Raw genomic sequence first — 21,791 nt, forward strand, 5'->3', positions numbered from 1 at the left:
CCGGATCCCGCCCCTCCGTCCGCGTACCGCCGCCCTACCAGGCCGCGGTGGCCGCCCGGCGCGCGCCCTCCAGGTCCACCGTCCGGCCCGCCTCGCCGAGCACCGCGCCGAGCGCGGCCAGCGAGGACTGCACCGCGTTCGGCGTCGCGTCGGGCCCGTAGTGGTTCACCCGGACCATCTCCTTCGCCAGCGCCCCGCCGCCCGCGATCAGCGGCAGCGACGGGTCGGCGGCCAGCGCCTTCGCCACCAGCTCGGAGGCGTCGAGCCCCGCCGGGACCCGCAGCGTCGTCGCCACCGGCGCCGCGTCCCCCGCCTCGTACACGTACGGCTCCAGGCCGCCGCCCAGCGCGAGGGCGCCCGCGCGGGTCGCCGCCGCGGCCGAGGCGTGCCGCGCCATCAGCGCGTCCAGGCCCTCCGCCTCGATCCGCTCCACACACGCCTCCAGGGCCAGCATCTCCAGCTGCGCCGGGGCGTGGAGCAGCGCCTTGCGGCCGCCGTCGATCCAGCGCTCCTTCCAGTCCAGGAGGGAGAGGTACGAGCGGCGCGGGGCCGCCGGATTGGCGGCGAAGCGCTCCCAGGCCCGCTCGCTCACCGACACCGCCGAGACGCCCGCCGGGCCGCCCATCGCCTTCTGCGCGCCGATGATGCACATGTCGACGCCCCAGGCGTCCGGCAGCACCGGTTCGGCGCCGATCGACGCCACCGCGTCCAGGTAGAACAGCGCGCCGTGGGCGCGCACGACCTCGCCGATCTCCGCGACCGGGTTGGTGTTGCCGGTGGCGGCCTCCGCGTGCACCAGCGAGACGAAGTCGATCTCCGGGTGCTCGGCGAGCGCCCGCTCCACCTGCCCGGCGGTGACCGCCGTGTGGAAGGGCACGGCCAGGTCGACCACGGTCGCCCCGCAGTCGCGCAGCCAGTTCCCGAAGGTCTGCCCGTACGGACCGGTGACCACGTTCAGCGCGGTCGAACCGGCCCGCGCCCCGCTGCGGATGCACCCCTCCAGGGGCAGCAGCGCCTCGCCCTGGGTGATCACCACGTCCTGCTCGGTGGAGAGCAGCGCGGCGACCCGCCGCTCGATCGACGCGAAGTGCGCGGCGGTCATCGGGGCCAGGTCGAGCAGCGGGTGTGTCACGGTCACGGTGGTGCCTTCTCGGGTCGGTGGTACGGCCGCCGGCCAGCGTACGCCCACCGTTCCCCCCGGCCCCCGCACCCCGCGGCCGTACAGTGCAGGCATGAGCGATCACGAGGTGTTGCACGTGAAGGGGCGGGTGCTCGTCGGCCCGGAGGACGTACGGGACGAACTCTGGTGCGTGGACGGGCGGATCACCTTCGAGCGGCCCGCCGGTCTCACGGCGGAGGCCGTCGTCGTCCGGGGGTGGGCGCTGCCCGGGCTCGTCGACGCGCACTGCCACGTCGGGCTCGACCGGCACGGCCCCGTCGACGAGGCCACGGCCGAGAAGCAGGCGCTCGCCGACCGGGACGCCGGGACCCTGCTGATCCGGGACGCCGGCTCGCCCTCCGACACCCGCTGGATCGACGAGCGGGAGGACCTGCCGAAGATCATCCGGGCGGGCCGGCACATCGCCCGCACCCGCCGCTACATCCGCAACTACGCCCATGAGATCGAGCCCGCCGACCTGGTGGAGTACGTGGGCCGGGAGGCCCGGCGCGGCGACGGCTGGGTCAAGCTGGTCGGCGACTGGATCGACCGCGAGGTCGGCGACCTCACCCCGTCCTGGCCGCGCGCCGAGGTCGAGGCGGCGATCGCCGAGGCGCACCGGCTCGGCGCCCGGGTCACCGCGCACTGCTTCGCCGAGGACTCGCTGCGCGACCTCGTCGAGGCGGGCATCGACTGCGTCGAGCACGCCACGGGCCTGACCGAGGAGACGATCCCGCTCTTCGCGGAGCGCGGGGTGGCCATCGTGCCGACCCTGATCAACATCGCGACCTTCCCGCACCTCGCCGACGGCGGCGAGGCCAAGTTCCCCCGCTGGTCGGCCCATATGCGTCGGCTGCACGAGCGCCGGTACGACACCGTCCGCGCCGCCTTCGACGCAGGGATCCCGGTCTTCGTCGGCACCGACGCGGGCGGCTCCCTCGCCCACGGCCTGGTCGCCGAGGAGGTCGAGGAGCTGACGAAGGCCGGCATCCCGGCGCTCGACGCGCTCTCCGCCACCACCTGGGGGGCCAGGGCCTGGCTGGGCCGCCCCGCCCTGGAGGAGGGCGCCCCCGCCGACCTCGTCGTCTACGACCAGGACCCGCGCGCGGACGTCCGCGTCCTGGCGGCGCCGCGGCGGGTCGTGGTCGAGGGCCGGATCATCTCCTAGTTCACGCGGAGGCGGCGGCCCGGCGGAGGAAGGCCAGCCGGGCCCGCTTCTCCGGGATGAAGACCTCCGGCAGGTCGACCTCGGGGAGGACGACCTCGGGGCCCAGCTCGAAGCCGGCCCGCGCCATGCGGGCGACGGCCTTCTCGTTCGCCGCGTCCGGCTCCACCACGATCCGGGTGTGGTCGCGGTGGCAGAAGGCGACGAGCGCGGAGAGCAGTCCGGCGGTGAAGCCAGGGGACGGGGCGGTGTTCGGGGCGAGGAAGAGGTGGCAGCCGATGTCGCCCTCCTCGACCTCGTAGCACTCGCTCACCCGGTCCGCCTCGGGCTCGTACGTCTGGAAGATCGAGACCGGCTCGCCGTCGAGCTCCACGAGGAACCCGTGGTGGGTGGTGAGCGAGTCCAGGTGGGCGTAGACGTCCCTGACCTGCTCGACGGTGGTGCCGTTCATGCCCCAGAAGGAGGCCCGCTCCTCGTTGACCCAGGCGTGGATGAGCGGGGCGTCCGCGTCCGGGGCGATCGGGCGGACGGCGACGGTGCCGAGGCCCTCGACGGTCTGGACGTAGACGGGGGTGGTCATCCCTGCTCCTTGGTGAGGTGGTTCCAGTCGGTGGTGACGGGGGCGAGTTCGCCCCGCAGCCACAGGGGGAGTTGGTCTTCGCGGTGCGGGTCGCCGGCCACCCCGGAGGCGCCGAACGGCACGATCCAGCCGCTGCGTTCGCGGTCGGCGAGGTCCCACACGTAGCGGGCGGCGGACGCCCGGGCGCCGCGGTCGGTGTAGCCGGGGACGCTGGAGGTGGAGAGCACGCAGTCGTGGTCGCCGGCGAGGCCCGGCCACCGGTCGTCGTCCGGGTCGGGCAGCGCCTGCCAGGGCGCGAGCCGGTGGGTGGCCCCCCAGACGGCCGGCGGCTCGCCCTCGGCGACCTCCTCCAGCGCCTCGCGCACGATCCGGTCCACGTCCGGGGCCGGCACGGGCCCGCTCACCAGGAGCGTCTCCAGGGCGAGACCGACCCGGGGCCCGAGGTACAGCCACGGCCGGAACACCTCCGGGTACGCCCCCGGCTCGCGCAGCCCCGCGAAGACCTCGTGCGCGGCGAGCCGCCGCACGACCGCGCCCCGCACGGCCGCGTAGAGCCCGGCGTCGGCGCTGTCGGCGTCCATCCGGCGGTCCCAGCCGAGCAGTCGCTCCCGTACACCGGTGGCGGCGGGGGAGAGCCCCTCGGAGCCGTCACCGCCCGCGGCCTCCACGGCGGCGAGCAGCCGGGCAGCCGCGCGGTTGTCGGTGTCGCGGTGGACGGCGGTCGTGGTGTCCGGGGTCCATTCGGCGGAGGCGGCGAGGAGTCCGGCGATGCGGTCGGCGCGGTGCGGGGGCGCGAACTCCACGCCGAGCGGCGCGGCGAGGCCGCGGGCGTTGGCCATCACCGCGTACCCGTCCGTCACCTCGGCGCGGGGCAGCGGCGCGGGCTCCGGTCCCCAGGCGTGCGCCGGCTCCCAGGCGGGCACGGGCCGCAGGGAGTTGGCCCGGTCGCGTACGGGCACGTGCCCGGCGACCCGGTGCAGCAGCCCGCCGTCGGTGTCGGCGGCGAGCACCACGTTCACCGGCTCCACCCAGGCGTCGAGCGCCGCGTCGACGTCGGCGACGGTACGGGCGGCGAGCAGGCGCGGCAGGGACTCGAAGCCGAGCCGGCCGGTGACCCGGGGCACGTACCGCAGGCTCAGCCCCTCCCACTCGGCACCGGGCTCCCGCGGCTCCTCGCCGGTGATCACGGGGCCGCGCGCGGTCTCGACCACCTCGACGAGGACCGGCTCGCCGCCGGCGACCTCGACCGTCTCGGTGTGGGCGGCGGCCGGACGCCAGCCCTCGGGGCCGTACGCCTCCACGCCGCCGCCCTCGCCGCGCCGCAGCCGCTCCCGGTAGAGGTCCTGGTAGTCGGCCATGGCGTTGGTGATGGCCCAGGCGACCGGGCCCGCGTGACCGAAGTGGGCGAGCCCGGGGACGCCGGGCACGGCGAGGCCGACGACGTCGTACGCGGGGCAGGCGAGCCGGATCTGCTGGTAGACGCCGGGCGCCTCGATGAAGCGGTGCGGGTCGCCGGCCACCAGGGCGGCCCCGCTCGCGGTCCGCTCCCCGGTCACCAGCCAGCCGTTGGACCCGGCCGTGGCCGGCCCGTCGGCGGCGAACAGCTCGGTCCACTCCTCGCCGAGACCGGTGGCCACCTGCTCGCGCCACAGCTTCGTCGGGAAGCCGGCGAAGAGGATGTGGGTGGAGAGCCAGACGGCCAGCGGCGTCCACGCCTCCCAGCGGCCCGGGACGAGCCCGGTGGCGGCGAACTCGGGGGCGCGGCGGGCCCCTTCGGCGAGACCGGCGTCGACCCCGTCCGCGTACGCCCGCACCCAGTCCGCGGTCTCCGGGTCGCTCTCCTCCAGGCGCGCCAGGCAGCGGCGCGCGGTGTCGGCGAGCCGGGCCCGGCGGACGAAGGCGTCCCAGCCCGCCTCGGCGGCGCCGAGGAAGGAGGCGCTGGTGCCCCGCGCCCGGTGGCGCTCGACCTCCAGCTGCCAGGCCCGGTCCAGGGCGGTCACCCGGCCCTGCGCGAAGGCCAGTTCCTCAGGGTCCGCCGCGCGCAGATGGGGGACGCCGTACGCGTCCCGGTAGACCTCGATGCTCACCCTTACCGATCCCGTCCGTGTGCTTTCCGATGCCGTTAGGTTAGGCTGACCTAAATTGATCGTCGACCCAAGGTAACGCATGGGTCCGGGGGAGGAGTGCGCGGTGGGTCACGGGTGGCAGGGCGCCGTCCTGAAGCTGATGGGCGCCAAGGACTTCACGTTCACCGTCACGGGGGCCGAGCAGGTCACCGAGGACTACCGGCGGGTCCACTTCGCGGACGGCGGGCTGCTCGCCGCCGCCGGGACGCACCCCACGATGTGGGTCCGGATCTGGTTCGCGAACGCCGGGAAGCCGCACCAGCGCGCCTACACCCTCGTCGACCCCGACCGGGACGCCGGCACCTTCAGCCTGGAGTTCGCCCTCCACGACGGCCCCGCCAGCCACTGGGCCCGCGACTGCGCCCCGGGCGACACCGTCGAGGCCACCCTCCAGGGCACCGGCTTCGAGACCCCCGAGCCCCGGCCCGAGCGGCTCCTCGTCATCGGCGACGCGGCCTCGCTGCCGGCCGTCAACTCGCTGCTCGACGCCCACCCGGACCTCCCGGCCACCATCTGGTTCGAGACCCGGCACGCCTCCGACGAGGAGCTGCCCTTCCGCGTCGACCCGGCCCGCCACGAGCTGCGCCGGATCCCCCGGCAGCGCTCGGGCGCCGCCCTCGTCGAGCGGGTCAGGGCCGAACTGCCCGCGCTCGCGGGACCGGAGGCGTACGTGTGGATCGCCTGCGACACCGCGACCACCCGCGCCCTCGCCGGGTACGTCCGCAAGGAGCTCGCGCTGCCCAAGGAGCGGGTCCACGCGCTGGGCTACTGGCGCCCGAGCTGAACCGTTCCGCCTGACCGTTCCGCCCCGGCGTGACGTTGACGATCCGTGACCCCGTCGGGCCGCGGATCGTTTTCTTGCGCGACGCATGGGGCTACCGGGAATGGTTGTGTCGAAAAGATTCGAAAATGAACACGGAAACCCCCCTTTGGAGTGAACTCACGTCAGGCGACTGCCGGTTCACTCTCCGTGCGTAAAGATTCCGGTGTCCCAGTCGCCGCAGCCGCGCGAAGCCACCGTCCCCGTGGTGAGCGGCCGGCGACGCCATGCCTTTTCGTGGGGGTTCCACCACCTTGAACAGCAACACCTTCCGTGCGCCCGTCCGCCGCACCGCGGCCGCCGCGACCGTCGTCGCCCTGGCCGCGGGACCCGTCCTCCTCGCGGCCCCCGCCGCGCAGGCGACGGACGGAGAGCGCCGCGAGGGCCGCGCCACCGCCGCCGTACTGCGCACCGGGCTCGACGTCTCCCTCCTCGGCGAGACCGTGAAGGTCCCGGTCCGCGCCTCGCTCAACGAGGTCCAGGCGCCCGAGAGCGAGAGCGAGACCGCCCTCAGCGTGAAGGTCCAGGGCGCGGAGGGCGGCGAGCCCGTCGACATCCTCACCGCCGACGTCGCCACCTCCACCGCCACCGTCGACGAGCGCAAGGCCGAGGGGTACGCCAACCTCGCCAAGGCCCGCGTCCACGTGCCCGGCCTGCCCGCCCTCGCCATCGTCGAGGTCGAGAAGGTCACCTCCAAGGCGGTCTGCGAGACCGGGAAGAAGCCGGTCGCCGAGTCCAACGTCCTCGGGTACGTCCGCGCCCTCGGCAAGAAGATCACGCTCACCGCCGGTGGCCGCACCGAGGTCGACGTGCCCGCCGTCGGCCGGATCACCCTCGACCTCTCCCGCACCGGCACCACCTCGCGCACCGCGGCCGCCACCGCCCTGGAGCTGAACGTGGAGGTCAACCCGCTCAGCCTCGGCGTCGCCAAGGTCAAGGGCACGGTCACCCTCGCAGAGGCCACCTGCGAGACCCCCGACGCCCCGGCCCCGACCGAGAAGCCCACGGAGAAGCCCACGGAGAAGCCGACCGAGAAGCCGACCGAGAAGCCGACCGAGAAGCCCACGGCCGAGCCCACCCAGGAGCCGACCGGGCAGCCCTCGCCGCAGCCCACCGAGCCCCAGGGCGACGGCGGGATCAAGACGAACAACGGCGGCTCCGCCCCGACGCAGAACCTCGCCGAGACCGGCGGCAGCTCCGCCACCCCGTACCTCGCGGGCGGCGCCCTCGCCCTCGTCCTCGCCGGCGGCGGCGCCGTCGCCCTGACCCGCTTCCGCGCCCGCGCCCGGGGCTGACCGCCCGAGGGGGAGACGCGTCAGGGGGACGCAGGGGGAACCGGCCCGGGGCGGGCGGTGGCACGAGGCCGCCACCCGCCCCGGGCCGCCCCACGCGCGCGTACGGCTCCGAGGACGCCGGGGTACGGTACCGAGGACGTCGGGGTACGGCGCCGAGGGCGTCGGGGTACGGCTCCGAGGCTCCGGGGGGTGCGGCTCCGAGGACGCCCGGGGTACGGCTTCGAGCCCTCAGCCCGCCAGCAGGAGGGCCTGGTCCAGGGCCTGGAGGAAACGATTCGTCGTCGCCCGGTCCCGGACCGCGAGCCGCAGCCAGTGCCGGTCCAGGCCCGGGAACGTGTCCCCGCGCCGCGCCGCGAACCCGAGCAGCCGCAGCCGCTCCCGCACCGCGTCCGCGCCCTCGATCCGGATCAGCACGAACGGCCCCTCGGCCGCCGCCACCGTCCGCACCTCGTCGAACTCCGCGAGCCCCGCGAGCAGGTGCGCCCGCTCCGTCCCGATCCGGTGCGCCGCGTGCTCCGCCTCCGCCAGCGCCGCCCGCGACATGCACGCCTCCGCCGCCACGAGGGCCGGCGTCGACACCGGCCACAGCGGCTGCGCCCGCTCCAGGAGCGCCACCGTCTCCGGCTCCGCGAGCACGTATCCGATCCGCAGCCCCGCGAGGCCCCAGGTCTTCGTCAGGCTCCGCAGGACGATCAGGCCCGGCAGGTCCGTCCGCCCGGCCAGCGACTCCCGCTCGCCCGGCACCGCGTCCATGAAGGCCTCGTCCACGACCAGGTACCGCCCCGGCCGGGCCAGCCTCGCGAGCGTCTCCGCCGGGTGCAGCACCGACGTCGGGTTGGTGGGATTGCCGATCACCACCAGGTCCGCGTCCTCCGGCACCGCCGCCGGGTCGAGCCGGAAGCCGTCCTCCTCGCGCAGCAGCACCCGGCGCACCTCGTGCCCGGCGTCCCGCAGCGCCGCCTCAGGCTCGGTGAACTGCGGATGCACCACCACCGGCCGGCGCACCGGCAGCGCCCGCGCGAGCAGCACGAAGGCCTCCGCCGCGCCCGCCGTCAGCAGCACCCGGCCCGGCGGGAGGTCGTGCCGCTCGGCCACCGCCGCACGGGCCGAACGCCCGTCGGGGTACTGGGCCAGACTCGTCAGGGAGTGCGCGATCCGTCGGCGCAGCCAGTCCGGCGGGGTCGCCGTGCGGACATTGACCGCGAGGTCGACGAGTTTCTCGTCGCGGACCTCGGCGTCGCCGTGATGGCGCAGGTCGTGGGCGTGGGTGCCCGTGTGCGGGCCGTCCGTGTGGGTGTCCATGTCCGCCGTCGCGTGGGGGGTGGGGATGTGGGGTGTGCCAGGCTCGCCAGCGATGTACCCGCACGTCAAGGGCAACAACCGTGCGACGGACGTCACTTCGTCCGAACGAAACGGGACATTCGTCGCGATTGCGCAGGTCACGCGGCGTGATTTCCGCTTCGGCACCACCAGCACCGCCCCCGGCCCCGCCGCCCGCAGCGCCGCCGCCTCCGCCACCGACGCCGTCCCCGTCGCCGCCAGCGGCGCCTCCGAGGGGTGCGGCACGGCGACCCCGGCCAGCTCCTCCGCCGCGAACCCGGTCACCGGCACCCCGAGCCGCGCGGCCGCCCCCACGATCCCCGGCTCCGCCACGCGCGCGTGCAGCGTCGCGAACCCCGCCACGCGCGCGTACACCACAGCCTCCCCGGGCCCCGCCGCGCCCGCCTCCGCGGCCCCGGCCACACGCGCGTACCGGCCCCCGCCCGCACCCGCACCCGTCCCCGCCGTACGGTCCCCGGTCCCGGCCGCCCCGATCCGGCCCCGGGACGGCCCACCCGAACCCGTCCCGTCCCCCGGCTCCGCTCCGTCCCCCGGCCCTGCGGCCGCGAGCCCCGCCTCCGCGAGCGCCTCCCGGACCAGCGCCAGGACCTCGGCCTCCGTCGCGCCCGAGCGGGCGCCGACGCCGATGTGCAGAACCGGCCCCCCATCCGCTACCAAGGGGCCATGGCTGTGCTCGTCGCGCTCGGCGCGTTCCTGATGACGCTCTTCGGCGGCTGGGTCGCGCAGCGCGTCACCGACCGCCGGCACCTCGTCCTCGGCCTCGCGGGCGGGCTCATGCTCGGCGTCGTCGGACTCGACCTGCTGCCCGAGGCCCTGGAGGCCGCCGGGGAGGAGGTCTTCGGAGTCCCCCAGGCCCTGCTCCTCTTCGTCGGCGGCTTCCTCTTCGCCCATGTGGTGGAGCGCCTCCTCGCCACCCGCCGGGCCGCCCACGGCGCCGACACGGGGAAGAAGCCGGGGGAGGGACCCGGCCACGGGGCGAAGGCGGGGGAGCGGAGCCCGCAGGTCGGGCTCGTGGCGGCCGGCGCCATGGTGCTGCACAGCCTCATGGACGGCATCGCGCTCGGTGCCGCCTTCCAGGTCGGCGGCGGCATGGGCGCCACCGTCGCGCTGGCCGTCGTCACCCACGACTTCGCCGACGGCTTCAACACGTACACGCTCACCAGCGTCTACGGGAACGAGCGCCGCAAGGCCCTCGCGATGCTCTTCGCCGACGCGCTCGCCCCCGTCGCCGGCGCCGCCCTCGCCACCTTCCTCACTCTTCCGGAGGAACTCCTCGGCAGCTATCTCGGCTTCTTCGGCGGCGCCCTGCTCTACCTCGCCGCCGCCGAGATCCTGCCCGAGGCCCACCACGAACACCCCGCCCGCACCACCCTGCTCTGCACGGTCGCGGGCGTCGGCTTCATCTGGCTCGTGGTGGGCCTCTCCGGCGGCTGAGCTCACACGCAGTGCCCGACGAACCGCGCGGCGACCCCCGGGGCCCCCGCCCAGTGGGTGTGCACATAGCTCGCGTGCACCCCGCCCCGCACGAAGCCCTCCACCCGGGGCTCCGGCTGCCGCAGCCCCCAGGCCGCCTGCGCGCCCGCGCCCGGCTCGATGACCGTCCGGTGGAACTCGTGCCCCCGCACCCGGGTCCCGGCCGCCGCGAGCACGCTGTCGCCGACGGCCACCGCGTCCCGGTACCCGAGCGTCAGCCGCTCCGACATCCGCGCGTCCGCGTCGAGGACCCCGCACATCGGCGTCCCGTCGAGCGACCGCGCCAGGTACAGCAGCCCCGCGCACTCGGCGGCGACCGGCGCCCCCGACGCGGCGAGCTCCGCCACGGCCTTCCGCAGCGGCTCGTTGGCGGCGAGCTCCGCCGCGTACATCTCGGGGAACCCGCCCCCGACGACGAGCCCGCGCGTCCCCTCGGGGAGGGCCTCGTCCCGCAGCGGGTCGAAGGTCACGACCTCGGCGCCGGCGGCGGTGAGCAGTTCCGCGTTCTCGGCGTACGAGAACGTGAACGCGGCGCCGCCGGCGACGGCGACGACCGGCCGACCGCCCGCCGGGGGCGCCACGGCGGACGGGCTCCACGCCTCCGCGGACAGCGGCGGCGCCGACCGGGCGAGCGCGAGCAGCCCCTCCAGGTCGCACCCGGCGAGCACCTGCTCCGCCTGCGCGGCCACCGCCTCCACCGCCTGCGCCTGCCGCTCGGCGACCGGGATCAGGCCGAGGTGCCGCGAGGGGGTGGCGACGGCGGGGGCCCGCCGCAGCACGCCGAGGACCGGCACGCCCGACTCCTCCAGGGCCTCCCTGAGCAGCGTCTCGTGCCGGTCGCTGGCGACCTTGTTGAGGATCACCCCGCCGATCCGCACCTCCGGGTCCCAGGACGCGAAGCCGTGCACGAGCGCCGCCACCGACCGCGACTGCGAGGACGCGTCCACGACGAGCACCACCGGCGCCCGCAGCAGCTTGGCGACCTGCGCGGTGGAGGCGAGCTCGCCCTGCCCCGCGGCGCCGTCGTACAGCCCCATCACGCCCTCGACCACGGCCAGGTCGCAGCCGCGCGCGCCGTGCGCGAAGAGCGGCGCGATCCGTTCCGTCCCGCACATGTACGCGTCGAGGTTGCGGCCCGGGCGGCCGGTGGCGAGCGCGTGGTAGCCCGGGTCGATGTAGTCGGGCCCCACCTTGTGCGGGGAGACGGAAAGCCCACGGGAGGCGAACGCGGCCATCAGGCCGGTCGCGACCGTGGTCTTCCCCGCCCCCGACGACGGGGCCGCGATGACGAGACGCGCTACCACTCGATGCCCCGCTGGCCCTTCTGGCCGGCGTCCATCGGGTGCTTCACCTTGGACATGTCGGTGACGAGATCGGCGAAGTCCACCAGCTCCTGCGGCGCGTTGCGCCCGGTGATGACGACGTGCTGCTGCCCCGGACGGTCCCGCAGCACCTCCACGACCTCCTTGACGTCGATCCAGCCCCAGTGGAGCAGATACGCGAACTCGTCGAGGACGTAGAACTTGTACTTCTCCTCGGCCAGGTCCCGCTTGACCTGCTCCCAGCCCTCGCGCGCCTTGTCCTCGTGCGACTGCTCGCCCTCGGCGACCTCGCGCTGGATCCAGGACCAGCCCTCGCCCATCTTGTTCCAGGTGACCGTGCCGCCCTTGCCGGTCTCGCCGAGCGCCTTGAGGGCGTTCTCCTCGCCGACCTTCCACTTGGCGGACTTCACGAACTGGAACACCCCGATCGGCCAGCCCTGGTTCCAGGCGCGCAGCGCCATCCCGAAGGCGGCCGTCGACTTCCCCTTGCCGACGCCCGTGTGCACCATCACCAGCGCACGGTTGCGGCGCTGACGGGTCGTGAGGCCGTCGTCGGGCACGACGGTCGGCTGTCCCTGCGGCATTAAGCGGCCCTCCTGACAGAGCGGTTGACTTGTGCTTCCCGTACGAGCCCGGCGATCGCGTCGGCGCGCAGCTCGTCGAGGGTGACGGCGGTGCCGCCCAGATCACGGGCGAGGTTCCCGGCGAGACCGAGCCGCACCGGGCCCGCCTCGCAGTCCACGACGACGGCGGCGGTGCCGTCGGCGGCGTGCAGCCGCGCGGCCCGCGCGGCGAGGCCCACCGGGTCGGGCCCCCCGCCGGTCGCCCGGCCGTCGGTGACGACGACGAGCAGCGGCCGGCGCGAGGGGTCCCGCAGCCGCTCCACCCGCAGCACGTCATGGGCCTTCAGCAGCCCGGCGGAGAGCGGCGTACGGCCTCCGGTGGGCAGCTCCTCCAGGCGGGCGGCGGCCGCGTCCACGGAGGACGTCGGCGGCAGCGCCAGCTCGGCGCCGCGCCCCCGGAAGGTCACCAGGCCCACCTTGTCGCGCCGCTGGTACGCGTCGAGCAGCAGCGACAGGACGGCGCCCTTCACGGCGCCCATGCGCTTGCGCGCCGCCATCGATCCGGAGGCGTCCACGACGAACAGCACGAGGTTCCCCTCGCGCCCCTCCCGCACCGCCTGCCGCAGATCGTCCCGGCGCACCACGAGCCCCGTCCCCGACCGCCCGCGTGCCCGCTGGTGCGGGGCGGCGGCCCGTACGGTCGCGGCCAGGTGCAGCTTGGTCAGCGCCCCCCGGGGCCGGGTGGAGCCGGTGGTCCGCCCGTGCTCGGTCCGCGCCCGGGACCGCCGCCCGGCGGCCCCGTCACCGAGGCCGGGCACGGACAGCATGCGCGTGCGGAACGGCTCGGCGGCCTTCACGGCGGCGCGCTCCCCCGCCCCCTGGGGACCGGGCCCCGGGGCGGGAGCCTCCTCCGGTACGTCCCCGCCCTCGGCCTGCGGCGGCACCCCGCCGCCACCACCATCGGGCCCCCCGTCGCCGGGCCCCCCGTCCCCGGGCCCGTCGGGCCCCGGGTCGGGATCGTCGTCGTTCTCGTCCCCCTTGAACTCCTCAAGGGTCTCGTCGAGCTTGTCCTCGTCGAGCCCAGGCGCGTCGAAGGGGTTGCGCCGGCGCCGGTGGGGGAGCGCGAGCAGCGCGGCCTGCCGCACGTCCTCGGAGGTCACCTCGTCCCGCCCCGCCCACGCGGCGAGCGCGGTCGCGGTCCGGGCCATCACGATGTCCGCGCGCATGCCGTCGACCTCGAACGCGGCGCAGGTGGCGGCGATCTGGAGCAGCGGGGCGTCTCCGAGGACGACCTTCGGGAGCAGCTCGCGCGCGGCGACGATCCGCTCGCGCAGCGCGGCCTCCTCGCCCGCCCAGCGGGCGGTGAACCCGACGGGATCGTCCTCGAACGCGAGCCGCCGCCGCACGACCTCGACCCGCTCCTGCGGATCGCGCGACGCGGCGACCTCCACGGTCAGCCCGAACCGGTCGAGCAGCTGCGGCCGCAGCTCGCCCTCCTCGGGGTTCATGGTCCCGACGAGCAGGAACCGCGCGGCGTGCCGCACGGAGACGCCCTCGCGCTCGACGTGCGAGGCGCCCATGGCGGCGGCGTCCAGGAGATGGTCGATCAGATGATCGGACAGGAGGTTGACCTCGTCGACGTAGAGGATCCCCCGGTGCGCGGCGGCGAGCAGCCCCGGCTCGAACGCCTTGACCCCCTCGGCGAGCGCCTTCTCGATGTCGAGCGCCCCCACGAGCCGGTCCTCGGACGCTCCCACGGGCAGCTCCACCATCCGCGCGGCCCGAGCCTCCGCCGCCGCGTCCAGGTGCGGCCCGTCCGGACACCCCGGATCGGGCGAGCCGGGATCACAGCTGAACCGGCACCCGGCGACGACGGCCACCTCGGGCAACAACTCGGCGAGCGCCCGCACGGCGGTGGACTTGGCGGTCCCCTTCTCCCCCCGCACGAGGACGCCGCCCACGGCCGGGCTGACGGCATTGAGCAGCAGCGCGAGCCGCAGATCGTCCATTCCGACGACGGCGGTGAACGGATACCGGTTGCTCATCGAGCGATCACTCCTCGGAAAGACGTATATGCGGCTTCGTCAAGCTCAGCCCCCGCACCGCGGCACCCCGACCACGATCCCGGGAACGACCACCCGGAGACGAACCCCCCGGCCCCGCCACCCGCCACCGGCGAACACCCGCCCAGGGTCTGTCGCCGGGCAGGGGCTACGTGGGCCGCAAGGCCCGCTGCGGCTCCTGCCACGGGCCCGGCGCCCGCCGACGTCGAGCGGCTGTTCAGGGTCTGTCGCCGGGCAGCGCGTACGTGGGCCGGATGGCCCGCCGCCGCTCCTGCCACCGGCCCGGCGGCCGCCCATGGTGGGCAGCCGCCCACGGGGGCCACCCGCAGGGGACATTCCCGGCCGCACGGGTGGTGCGGGTGGGAGCCACAGCCCGGCCGGAGGGCGGGCGCGGTGCGCCGCGCGGCCCGCCCGCACGGCGCCTCCGCCGCGCGCCCCCTCACGGCGCACCCGGCGGTACGAACGGCAGGTCCTTCGGGGCGCCGTGCTCGATGAGCCGCAGCAGCGCGTCCGTGTCGGCGTGCTCCTCGACGAGGTCGCCGAGCCGGTCCAGCTGCTCCTCGCGCAGCGCGCCGAAGGACGTGTCCGGCGCGGGCACGAAGGCGCGGCCGGCCGCCGCCGCGACCTCGCGGAGGAACGCCCGGCGGAAGCCGTCGCTCTCCAGGGAGCCGTGCCAGTGGGTGCCCCAGACGGCGCCGACCCGGCAGCCGTCGAGGAACGGGTCGCCGCCCAGCACCTCCGCGACGCCGTGGTGGATCTCGTACCCCTCGACCCGCTCCCCGAGCGCCTCGCCGACCGGCCGCGCGAGGGTCTTCTCGCGCGTGAACCGGACGCGTACGGGCAGCAGCCCGAGCCCGTCCACGGCGCCCGCCCTCGACTCGACCTCGTCCTCGATGTGCTCGCCGAGCGCCTGGAAGCCGCCGCAGACGCCGAGCACGGGACGGCCTTCCGCGGCCCGCCGGGCGAGCGCGTCGGCGAGACCCCGCTCGCGCAGCCACGCCAGCGCCTTGACGGTGCCCCGCGTGCCCGGCACGACCACGAGGTCCGCGTCGGCCAGCTCCTCCGGCCGGTCCACGAACCGCACGATCACGCCCGGCTCGGCGGCCAGCGCGTCCACGTCGGTGAAGTTCGACATCAGCGGTACGGCGCAGACCGCGACCCGCAGCACGTCCGCACCGAGCGGCGGCGCGACGACCGACTCGCGGACGGTGCCGCGCAGCGAGACCCGCAGGCCGTCCTCCTCGTCGATGCCGAGCCCGTGCGCGTACGGCAGCACACCGTACGTCCGGCGTCCGGTCAGGCCGTGGAGCATGTCCAGGCCCGGTTCGAGGAGCGTCACGTCGCCGCGGAACTTGTTGACCAGGTATCCGGCGATCAGCTCCTGGTCCTCGGGCGCGAGCAGCGCCGTCGTGCCGAAGAACTGGGCGAAGACCCCGCCCCGGTCGATGTCGCCGACGACGACCACGGGGAGCCGGGCGGCCCGCGCGATGCCCATGTTGACGATGTCGGTGCGGCGCAGGTTGATCTCGGCCGGGCTGCCGGCGCCCTCGCAGATCACCGCGTCGTGGGTGGCCCGCAGCTCCTCCAGGCAGGCGAGCACCGGCTCGAAGAGCGTCTGCTGCCGCCCGCCGTGGTAGCCGCGGGCGCTCATCTCGCCGACCGGCCTGCCCATCAGCACGACCTGGCTGGACCGGTCGCCGCCCGGCTTGAGCAGTACCGGGTTCATCAGCGCGGTCGGTTCGACGCGCGCCGCCTGTGCCTGCATGGCCTGCGCGCGCCCGATCTCGGCGCCCTCCCGCGTCACGAAGGAGTTGAGGGACATGTTCTGCCCCTTGAACGGCGCGACCTTGACGCCCTGCCGGACCAGCCACCGGCAGATGCCCGCCGTGACGACGCTCTTGCCCGCGTCGGAGGTCGTTCCGGCGACGAGCAGCCCCCCACCCCTCACTTCGTCCTCCGCTTCACCGTGTCCGTGATCCTGTCCGTGATCAGCCGGCCGCCCACGCAGGCGGCCAGGGTCAGCCAGGTCACCCGGCGGGAGAGCCGGACGGCCCGGTCGACGTCGGCGACCTCCACGGGCCGCCCCTCCCCGTTGAGCACGGGCCGGTGCTCGACCCGCCCGCCGTACGAGAGCGTCCCCCCGAGCCGTACCCCGAGCGCCCCCGCGAACGCCGCCTCGACGGGTCCGGCGTTGGGGCTCGGGTGCTGTCCCGCGTCCGCCCGCCAGGCCCGTACGGCTCCGCGCCGGTCGCCGCCCGCGAGGACCGCGAGCGCGGCGGTGAGCCGCGCGCCGGGCCAGCCGGCCAGGTCGTCGAGGCGGGCGGAGGCCCAGCCGTAGCGGCGGTAGCGGGGGGAGCGGTGGCCGACCATGGCGTCCAGCGTGTTGACGGCCCGGAAGCCGAGCAGCCCGGGCACGCCCGCGACCGCGCCCCAGACGAGGGCGCCGACGACGGCGTCGGAGGTGTTCTCGGCGACGGACTCGACGACGGCACGGGCCATCGCGGGCCCGTCCAGGGCCTGCGGGTCGCGTCCGACGAGGTGCGGCATCCGCTCCCGGGCGACCTCCAGGTCGCCGGCCGCCAGCGCTCCGCCGATGGCCCGGGCCTCCCGGCCCAGGGTCGTACCGCCGACGACGGCCCACACGGCGGCGGCGGTCAGCGCGGCGGAGCCGGTACGGCTGCCCCGTACCGCACGGGCGGCCAGCGCCCCGGCGGCGACGGCGCCGCCCGCGCAGACGGCGGTGTGCAGGGCGCCCCGGCCCCGGTGGTCGCGCCAGAGGCGCTTCTCGACGACGGCGGCGGCCCGCCCGAAGGCGGCGACGGGGTGGCCGCGGCGCGGGTCGCCGAGGGCCAGGTCGACGGCGAGGCCGGCGGCCGCTCCGTACGCGAAGACTGCGGTGGTCCGGGAGACCACGGGGGTGCGGCCGGGCATGGCGGCGTGTCCTCACTCAGGGTCCGCGCCCTGGGTCGACGTGACCGGCGGCGAGAGTTCCTGACTCCCGGCCCGGGCTGTTCACCGGGGCCGGTCACAGTGGCGGGACCGCGCCGGAATCGCACCGGGCTTCCTCTCCATTGCCGCCGTATTGGCCCCGGAAGTCCACCACGCCCCGCGAACGGCCGTCAACTCACCCTTGACCTGCGACGGGTCACTGTGCGGAGCGCCACAGACACGAGGGCCGGGCCCGCCCTCACGTGGAGGAGCGGGCCCGGCCCGGGGTCGTCGCGGGTGTCAGGCGACGATCAGATAGATGCCGTACGCGACGGCCGCGGCGCACAGCGCGAAGCAGGCGTACGCACCGGTCCTGGCGAGGACGGCGGAGCCCCCCTCGGCGGCGGCCTTCTCCTGCTTGCCGAGGCCGACGATCCCGAGGGTGAAGAGGCCCACGAGGGCGACGGTCGCCACGAGGCTGACTCCGAAGACGGAGCCGAGAGCTGCCCAGTCGATCTTCATGGCTTGGTTCCCGTTTCCTTAGGGGTTTCTCGGAGGGGCTCAGACCGCGGCGGCGGGGGCCGGGGGAGCGGCGGGGTCGTTCGGACCCGGCGCGTGGATGGTGGTCTTGAGGCCCTCGTCCGCGACGGCGGCGACGGAGCCGGCCGGCGGCGGGGTGACGGCGGCGATGGCCGTGGTCACGACGCCCGCGGGCTCGCCCGTGGTGTCGTCGTCGTTGACGTTGGTGTGGTCGACCACCTGGCGGCGGGAGTAGAGCCAGATGCCGAGGCAGGAGGCGACCAGGAAGCCGGCGACGAGGTAGACGCCCCAGTCGCCCTGGCGGGCCACGAACTCGGCCCCGGCCGCGACCAGGCCGGCGGCCGGCAGGGTCAGGCCCCAGGCGACGAACATCCGGGTGGCGGTCGACCAGCGGACGACGCCGCCCTTGCGGCCCAGGCCCGCGCCCATCACACCGCCGGAGCAGACGTGCGTGGTGGAGAGGGAGTAGCCCAGGTTGGAGGAGGCCAGGATGACGGTGGCCGCGCTGGTCTGGGCGGCGAAGCCCTGCTGCGGCTGGAGGTCGGTGAGGCCCTTGCCCATCGTGCGGATGATGCGCCAGCCGCCGAGGTAGGTGCCGAGCGCGATCGCCGTACCGGCGGAGACGATGACCCACAGGGGCGGGTTCGAGCCGGGGACGAGCGCGCCGCCGGCGACCAGGGCGAGGGTGATGATGCCCATCGTCTTCTGGGCGTCGTTGGTGCCGTGGGCGAGGGAGACGAGGCCGGCGGAGGCGATCTGGCCCGCGCGGTAGCCCTTCTCCGTGGTCTTGGCGTCCGCGTTCCGGTCCAGCCGGTACGTCAGCCGGGCGGCGAACATCGCGGCCAGGCCGGCGACGATCGGGGCGGCGATCGCCGGGAGGAGGACCTTGGTGACGACGACGTCGCCGTTGACACCGCTGAAGCCGATCGAGGCGACGGTCGCGCCGATGAGGCCGCCCATGAGGGCGTGCGAGGAGCTGGAGGGCAGTCCGACCAGCCAGGTCACCAGGTTCCAGAGGATCGCGCCGACGAGCGCGGCGAGGATGACTTCGGGCTGGATGCCCTCCTCGTTGACCAGTCCCTTGGAGATCGTGTTGGCGACCTCCACGGACAGGAACGCGCCGACCAGGTTCAGCACGGCGGACATGGCCACCGCCGTCTTGGGCTTGAGGGCACCGGTCGAGATGGTCGTGGCCATCGCGTTGGCGGTGTCGTGGAAACCGTTCGTGAAATCGAACACGAGAGCTGTCACGACCACAATGGCGAGCAGCAGCGTGATGTGTTCCATTTACCCAGGCAATCGTTTGACGTCAGTGGCTCGTCGAACGTAGGCAACCTGAGTGAACGGAAGGTGAACTGGGTGGGGCATCACAGTGTCTCGATCCGGCGCCGTGAGATTCCGCTTCCGCTCCGGGACGCCCCTGTGTCCACCATCCGGTCACCCCGGAACCACGGGTAATCCCGCCCCTCACGGCCCCCACCCGGCCCACCCTCCTCCCCGCCCCCGTCCCTCCGTCCCACCCCCTGGACGTATTCATCCCCACGGGCCACCTCCCGAGGAGACCCACGTCACCCTCGGGAGCGACGAGCGCGGACACCGGGGAACGCCCGGGGAACGCCTGGAGAACCCCCGGGGAACGCCGGAGGAACACCGGATGGACACCCGCCCGGCCCCCACCCGGCCCCCGCCCGGCCCCCGCCCGGTGGCGGCCTCGCCGCCCCCTCCCGAGACTGGGAACGTGCGCCCGGCTACAGCGACGGCAGCGGCCGTCACCACCCTGATCGGTCTCGGTGCGGCCGCCGTGGCGGCCGGCCGCCACGCCAGCGACGTCGCCCTCAAGGCGGCCTCGGGCCGGCCCCTCCCCGGAGACCCCAAGCTCACCGTGCACGCCACGGGACCCGAGCGGGTCACCCTCACCCGCAGCCTCGCCTCGCTGCGCCCCGGTACGTACGGGATGACGGCGCCCGGCCTGCACGCGGTCGCCGGGCCGGTCCTCGACCGCGTCCCGCACACCGCCGACACGGTCGTCCGCCGCCTCGAACGCGTCGAGCGCGGCGCGCTCGGCCCCGGCAGCAGGGTCCGCCTCACCCCCCAGCTGCACACCGGCACCCCGGAGACCGCCCTCGGCCTGCCGCACGAGGACATCGAGATCCCCGGCGAGCTCGGCCCGCTCCCCGCCTGGCTGGTCACCGGCCCGCGCTCCACCTGGGTGGTGGCCCTGCACGGCATCGGCGCGGGCCGCGAGCACACGCTGAACCTCGTCCCCTTCTACGCCCGCCGCCGCGTCCCCGTCCTCGTCCCCGCCTACCGCGGCGACCGGGGCGCCCCCGCCCCGGCGGACGGCCTCGCCCAGCTCGGCGACACCGAGTGGCGCGACGTCGACGCGGTCCTGCGGTACGCGGTCCGCCGCGGCGCCACCAAGATCGTCCTGCACGGCTGGGGCACCGGCGCCACGATGGCGCTGCGCGCCGCCGCCGAGTCGGGCGTGCGCGACCGCATCGCCGGCCTGGTCCTGGACTCCCCGGTCCTCGACTGGGAGGCCACCGTCCGCAACCTCGCCACCGCCCGGGGCGTCCCCGCCCCGCTGGTCCCGCTCGCCGTCCGCGCCGCCCTCGGCCGCACCGGACCGCACCCCGACCACGCGGCGGACCTCCGCATCCCGGTCCTCCTGGCGCACGGCCCCGACGACACGATCTCCCCCTGGGAGCGGTCGGTCGAGCTCGCCGCGCGCCGCCCGGACCTGGTGACCCTGCTGACCGTCCGCCAAGCCCCCCACACCGCGATGTGGAACGCGAACCCCCTCCGCTACGAAGAGGCCCTGCGCCGCTATCTGACCCCCCTCATGTAGCGCCCCCACGGCCCGGCGCGCGCCCCCGGCGGCCCGATCGTGACGGCGTGGCGGATTCCGATTGGGCTTTCGGGCCGTCAGCGGGAAGACTGCCCCCGTGACGTCTCGAAAGCCCGATGAACCATTGGCGCGCAACTCCAGACTCCGCCTCGTCCGTCCGCGCTCGCTGGCCACCGCACGGAGGGCCGCGACGACGCGCCGCACCCGGCCTGCCCCGAGGCCGCCCGAGGGCACCCCGCCCCGCGCGGAACTGGCCCGCCAGGCCAGACTCGTCCTCGCCGACGCCGTGCGGATCGCCCGCTGGGCAGCCGCCCCGCGCGGCCCCCAGCCGGGTCTACGCGCGGCGACGGCCCCGCCGCCCTCCGCTTCCGCCGCTTCCGGCTCCCCCTCCGCCGCTGCCGCCCCGAGCGCGACCACCGCCGAACAGGCGGCCGCCGCCCTCGACCTGACGCCGGATCGGGTCCGGGCCGGCTGGGACCGGGCCCGGCTCGCCGGCCTCGTCGAGCTGCACGGCGCCACCGTCCGCCCCGGCTGGCGGCTCCAGGCCTGGGACCGGGACGACTCCGCCGTGCTGCGCGGCTGGGTCGCGCTCCTCGACGCCTGGTCGCTGGTCCACCCCGCCCCCGAGGGCGTCTCGCCCGGCGCGGTCGCCGAGGTCGTGGAGGCCGTGCCGCAGGTCCTGTCGCTGCTCCAGCTCTCCCAGGGCCCCGTCCTCCTCCCCGCCCTCCTCGACCTTCTCGGCCAGCGCGTCGACGAACTCCGCGAGGAGCGCTGCGAGGTGCCGGACGACGGCGCGCCCGCGCACCCCGCGCCCCCCGCCGAGCGGCTGCCCGCCCTGCTCGACTGGGCCCTCGAAGGCCTCGCCGAGGTCGGCGCGCTCACCCTGGACGGGGAGGCGGGCCCGGAGGGACGTCACGCGACCCTGACCCCGCTCGGCAACTGGGCGGTGTGGGTCAAGCTGGAGCAGATCTGCGTCGCCGCGCAGAGCCCCGCCGGCAACATCGAGCAGTCCGCCGCCGACATGCTCCGCGGCTGCGCCCGGCTCACCCCGGGCCCGGCCCGTGACGAGTACCGCGCGTGGCTCGCCGCCCGCCCGCTGGCCGGCGCGGTCGCCGAGCTCCTCGCCGCCGCGCGCGGCGAGGACGCCCTGCTGCGCGGCCTGGCCTTCGAGGCGCTGCGGGTCGTCGGCGCCCCCGCGGAGGCGGAGGTCCGCGCCGCGGTCGCCGAGCCCCCGCTGCGCCCGTACGCGCTGCTGTGGCTCGCCGAGTACGAGGGCACCGACCCGGACGACGCCCCGGAGGTCCTCACCCGCGAGGAGGCGACCTGGCTCTGGGTGGACACCGCGGCCGCCGTCGCCGACCACGGGGAGAGCGAGCTGCTGGTACGGCACCTGGACTCGGCGGTCCAGGGCACCGTGCCCGCCCTCCTGGAGGAGGTCAGGGCGGTGGGCCACCCGAGGACCGTCCAGGTGCTCGTGGCCCTCGCCGCCGCCCACCCCGACCCGGCCCTGGCCAAGGCGGTCCGCCGGGCCGCCTTCCAGGTCCACACCGGCACGCTCTGAACCCGGG

At 75.7% G+C, this 21,791-nt stretch carries 17 protein-coding genes and 1 riboswitch; of the genes, 6 read left to right on the forward strand and 11 right to left on the reverse strand.

What is annotated here, in order from left to right; genetic code table 11:
- Nucleotides 1-34: 34 nt before the first annotated feature.
- Complete coding sequence (locus HHL19_RS05540) at nucleotides 35-1,132, reverse strand: aminotransferase class V-fold PLP-dependent enzyme (RefSeq protein ID WP_169086353.1); 1,098 nt, start codon at nucleotides 1,130-1,132, stop codon at nucleotides 35-37.
- Nucleotides 1,133-1,232: 100 nt separating this feature from the next.
- Here HHL19_RS05540 and HHL19_RS05545 point away from each other — a divergent pair, with 100 nt between their 5' ends.
- Nucleotides 1,233-2,327: an amidohydrolase family protein gene (locus tag HHL19_RS05545; RefSeq protein WP_169085999.1), complete on the forward strand. Its 1,095-nt coding sequence runs from the start codon at nucleotides 1,233-1,235 to the stop codon at nucleotides 2,325-2,327.
- A gap of 1 nt (nucleotide 2,328) precedes the next feature.
- On the opposite strand, the gene HHL19_RS05550 is transcribed toward HHL19_RS05545, so the two are convergent.
- Together HHL19_RS05550 and HHL19_RS05555 are read right to left on the reverse strand one after the other, a co-directional pair.
- Nucleotides 2,329-2,904 carry a GNAT family N-acetyltransferase gene (locus HHL19_RS05550; protein ID WP_169086001.1) on the reverse strand — a complete coding sequence of 192 codons (576 nt, stop codon included), beginning with the start codon at nucleotides 2,902-2,904 and terminating at the stop codon, nucleotides 2,329-2,331.
- Nucleotides 2,901-4,991 carry a penicillin acylase family protein gene (locus HHL19_RS05555; protein WP_169086003.1) on the reverse strand — a complete coding sequence of 697 codons (2,091 nt, stop codon included), beginning with the start codon at nucleotides 4,989-4,991 and terminating at the stop codon, nucleotides 2,901-2,903. Before HHL19_RS05555 ends, HHL19_RS05550 begins: the two co-directional genes overlap by 4 nt.
- A 103-nt stretch (nucleotides 4,992-5,094) precedes the next feature.
- On the opposite strand from HHL19_RS05555, the gene HHL19_RS05560 reads away from it, so the two are divergent.
- The gene (locus HHL19_RS05560; RefSeq protein ID WP_169086005.1) at nucleotides 5,095-5,814 is read left to right on the forward strand and encodes a siderophore-interacting protein; all 720 of its coding nucleotides are present in this window, start codon (nucleotides 5,095-5,097) and stop codon (nucleotides 5,812-5,814) included.
- Nucleotides 5,815-6,104: 290 nt separating this feature from the next.
- Nucleotides 6,105-7,145, forward strand: a complete 1,041-nt coding sequence (locus HHL19_RS05565) for an SCO1860 family LAETG-anchored protein (RefSeq protein WP_240981393.1) — start codon at nucleotides 6,105-6,107, stop codon at nucleotides 7,143-7,145.
- 228 nt (nucleotides 7,146-7,373) lie between these two features.
- Here the strand turns inward: HHL19_RS05565 and cobC are convergent, their stop codons facing one another.
- Nucleotides 7,374-9,143 (reverse strand): Rv2231c family pyridoxal phosphate-dependent protein CobC, encoded by a 1,770-nt coding sequence (gene cobC, locus HHL19_RS05570; protein WP_277349136.1) that lies wholly within the window; start codon nucleotides 9,141-9,143, stop codon nucleotides 7,374-7,376.
- Nucleotides 9,144-9,149: 6 nt separating this feature from the next.
- On the opposite strand from cobC, the gene HHL19_RS05575 reads away from it, so the two are divergent.
- Nucleotides 9,150-9,920 carry a ZIP family metal transporter gene (locus HHL19_RS05575; RefSeq protein ID WP_169086008.1) on the forward strand — a complete coding sequence of 257 codons (771 nt, stop codon included), beginning with the start codon at nucleotides 9,150-9,152 and terminating at the stop codon, nucleotides 9,918-9,920.
- A 2-nt stretch (nucleotides 9,921-9,922) separates the two neighbouring features.
- Here HHL19_RS05575 and HHL19_RS05580 read toward each other — a convergent pair whose 3' ends face one another.
- From HHL19_RS05580 to HHL19_RS05610, 7 genes are all read right to left on the reverse strand, one after another.
- Complete coding sequence (locus tag HHL19_RS05580) at nucleotides 9,923-11,263, reverse strand: cobyrinate a,c-diamide synthase (RefSeq protein WP_169086010.1); 1,341 nt, start codon at nucleotides 11,261-11,263, stop codon at nucleotides 9,923-9,925.
- Entirely contained in the window at nucleotides 11,257-11,865 is a 609-nt protein-coding gene (gene cobO / locus HHL19_RS37045; RefSeq protein ID WP_169086012.1) for a cob(I)yrinic acid a,c-diamide adenosyltransferase, read from the reverse strand. Before cobO ends, HHL19_RS05580 begins: the two co-directional genes overlap by 7 nt.
- Complete coding sequence (locus HHL19_RS05590; protein WP_169086014.1) at nucleotides 11,865-13,889, reverse strand: putative cobaltochelatase; 2,025 nt, start codon at nucleotides 13,887-13,889, stop codon at nucleotides 11,865-11,867. The genes cobO and HHL19_RS05590 overlap by 1 nt, the downstream gene beginning before the upstream one ends.
- 457 nt (nucleotides 13,890-14,346) lie before the next feature.
- Nucleotides 14,347-15,855, reverse strand: a complete 1,509-nt coding sequence (locus HHL19_RS05595; protein WP_169086016.1) for a cobyric acid synthase — start codon at nucleotides 15,853-15,855, stop codon at nucleotides 14,347-14,349.
- A complete protein-coding gene (locus tag HHL19_RS05600; RefSeq protein ID WP_169086018.1) occupies nucleotides 15,852-16,838 on the reverse strand; it encodes a cobalamin biosynthesis protein in 987 nt (328 codons plus the stop codon). The genes HHL19_RS05595 and HHL19_RS05600 overlap by 4 nt, the downstream gene beginning before the upstream one ends.
- A gap of 54 nt (nucleotides 16,839-16,892) precedes the next feature.
- A riboswitch (cobalamin riboswitch) is annotated at nucleotides 16,893-16,975 on the reverse strand.
- A 160-nt stretch (nucleotides 16,976-17,135) separates the two neighbouring features.
- The gene (locus HHL19_RS05605) at nucleotides 17,136-17,357 is read right to left on the reverse strand and encodes a hypothetical protein (RefSeq protein ID WP_169086019.1); all 222 of its coding nucleotides are present in this window, start codon (nucleotides 17,355-17,357) and stop codon (nucleotides 17,136-17,138) included.
- 39 nt (nucleotides 17,358-17,396) lie between these two features.
- Nucleotides 17,397-18,662 carry an inorganic phosphate transporter gene (locus tag HHL19_RS05610; protein ID WP_169086021.1) on the reverse strand — a complete coding sequence of 422 codons (1,266 nt, stop codon included), beginning with the start codon at nucleotides 18,660-18,662 and terminating at the stop codon, nucleotides 17,397-17,399.
- Between the two features lie 451 nt (nucleotides 18,663-19,113).
- On the opposite strand from HHL19_RS05610, the gene HHL19_RS05615 reads away from it, so the two are divergent.
- Nucleotides 19,114-20,223 carry an alpha/beta fold hydrolase gene (locus HHL19_RS05615; protein ID WP_169086023.1) on the forward strand — a complete coding sequence of 370 codons (1,110 nt, stop codon included), beginning with the start codon at nucleotides 19,114-19,116 and terminating at the stop codon, nucleotides 20,221-20,223.
- Between the two features lie 166 nt (nucleotides 20,224-20,389).
- Nucleotides 20,390-21,784, forward strand: a complete 1,395-nt coding sequence (locus tag HHL19_RS05620; protein ID WP_169086356.1) for a hypothetical protein — start codon at nucleotides 20,390-20,392, stop codon at nucleotides 21,782-21,784.
- The last annotated feature ends 7 nt before the right edge of the window (nucleotides 21,785-21,791 follow it).

Source organism: Streptomyces sp. R302 (assembly GCF_012927245.1).
In the GTDB taxonomy this organism is placed as follows: domain Bacteria; phylum Actinomycetota; class Actinomycetes; order Streptomycetales; family Streptomycetaceae; genus Streptomyces.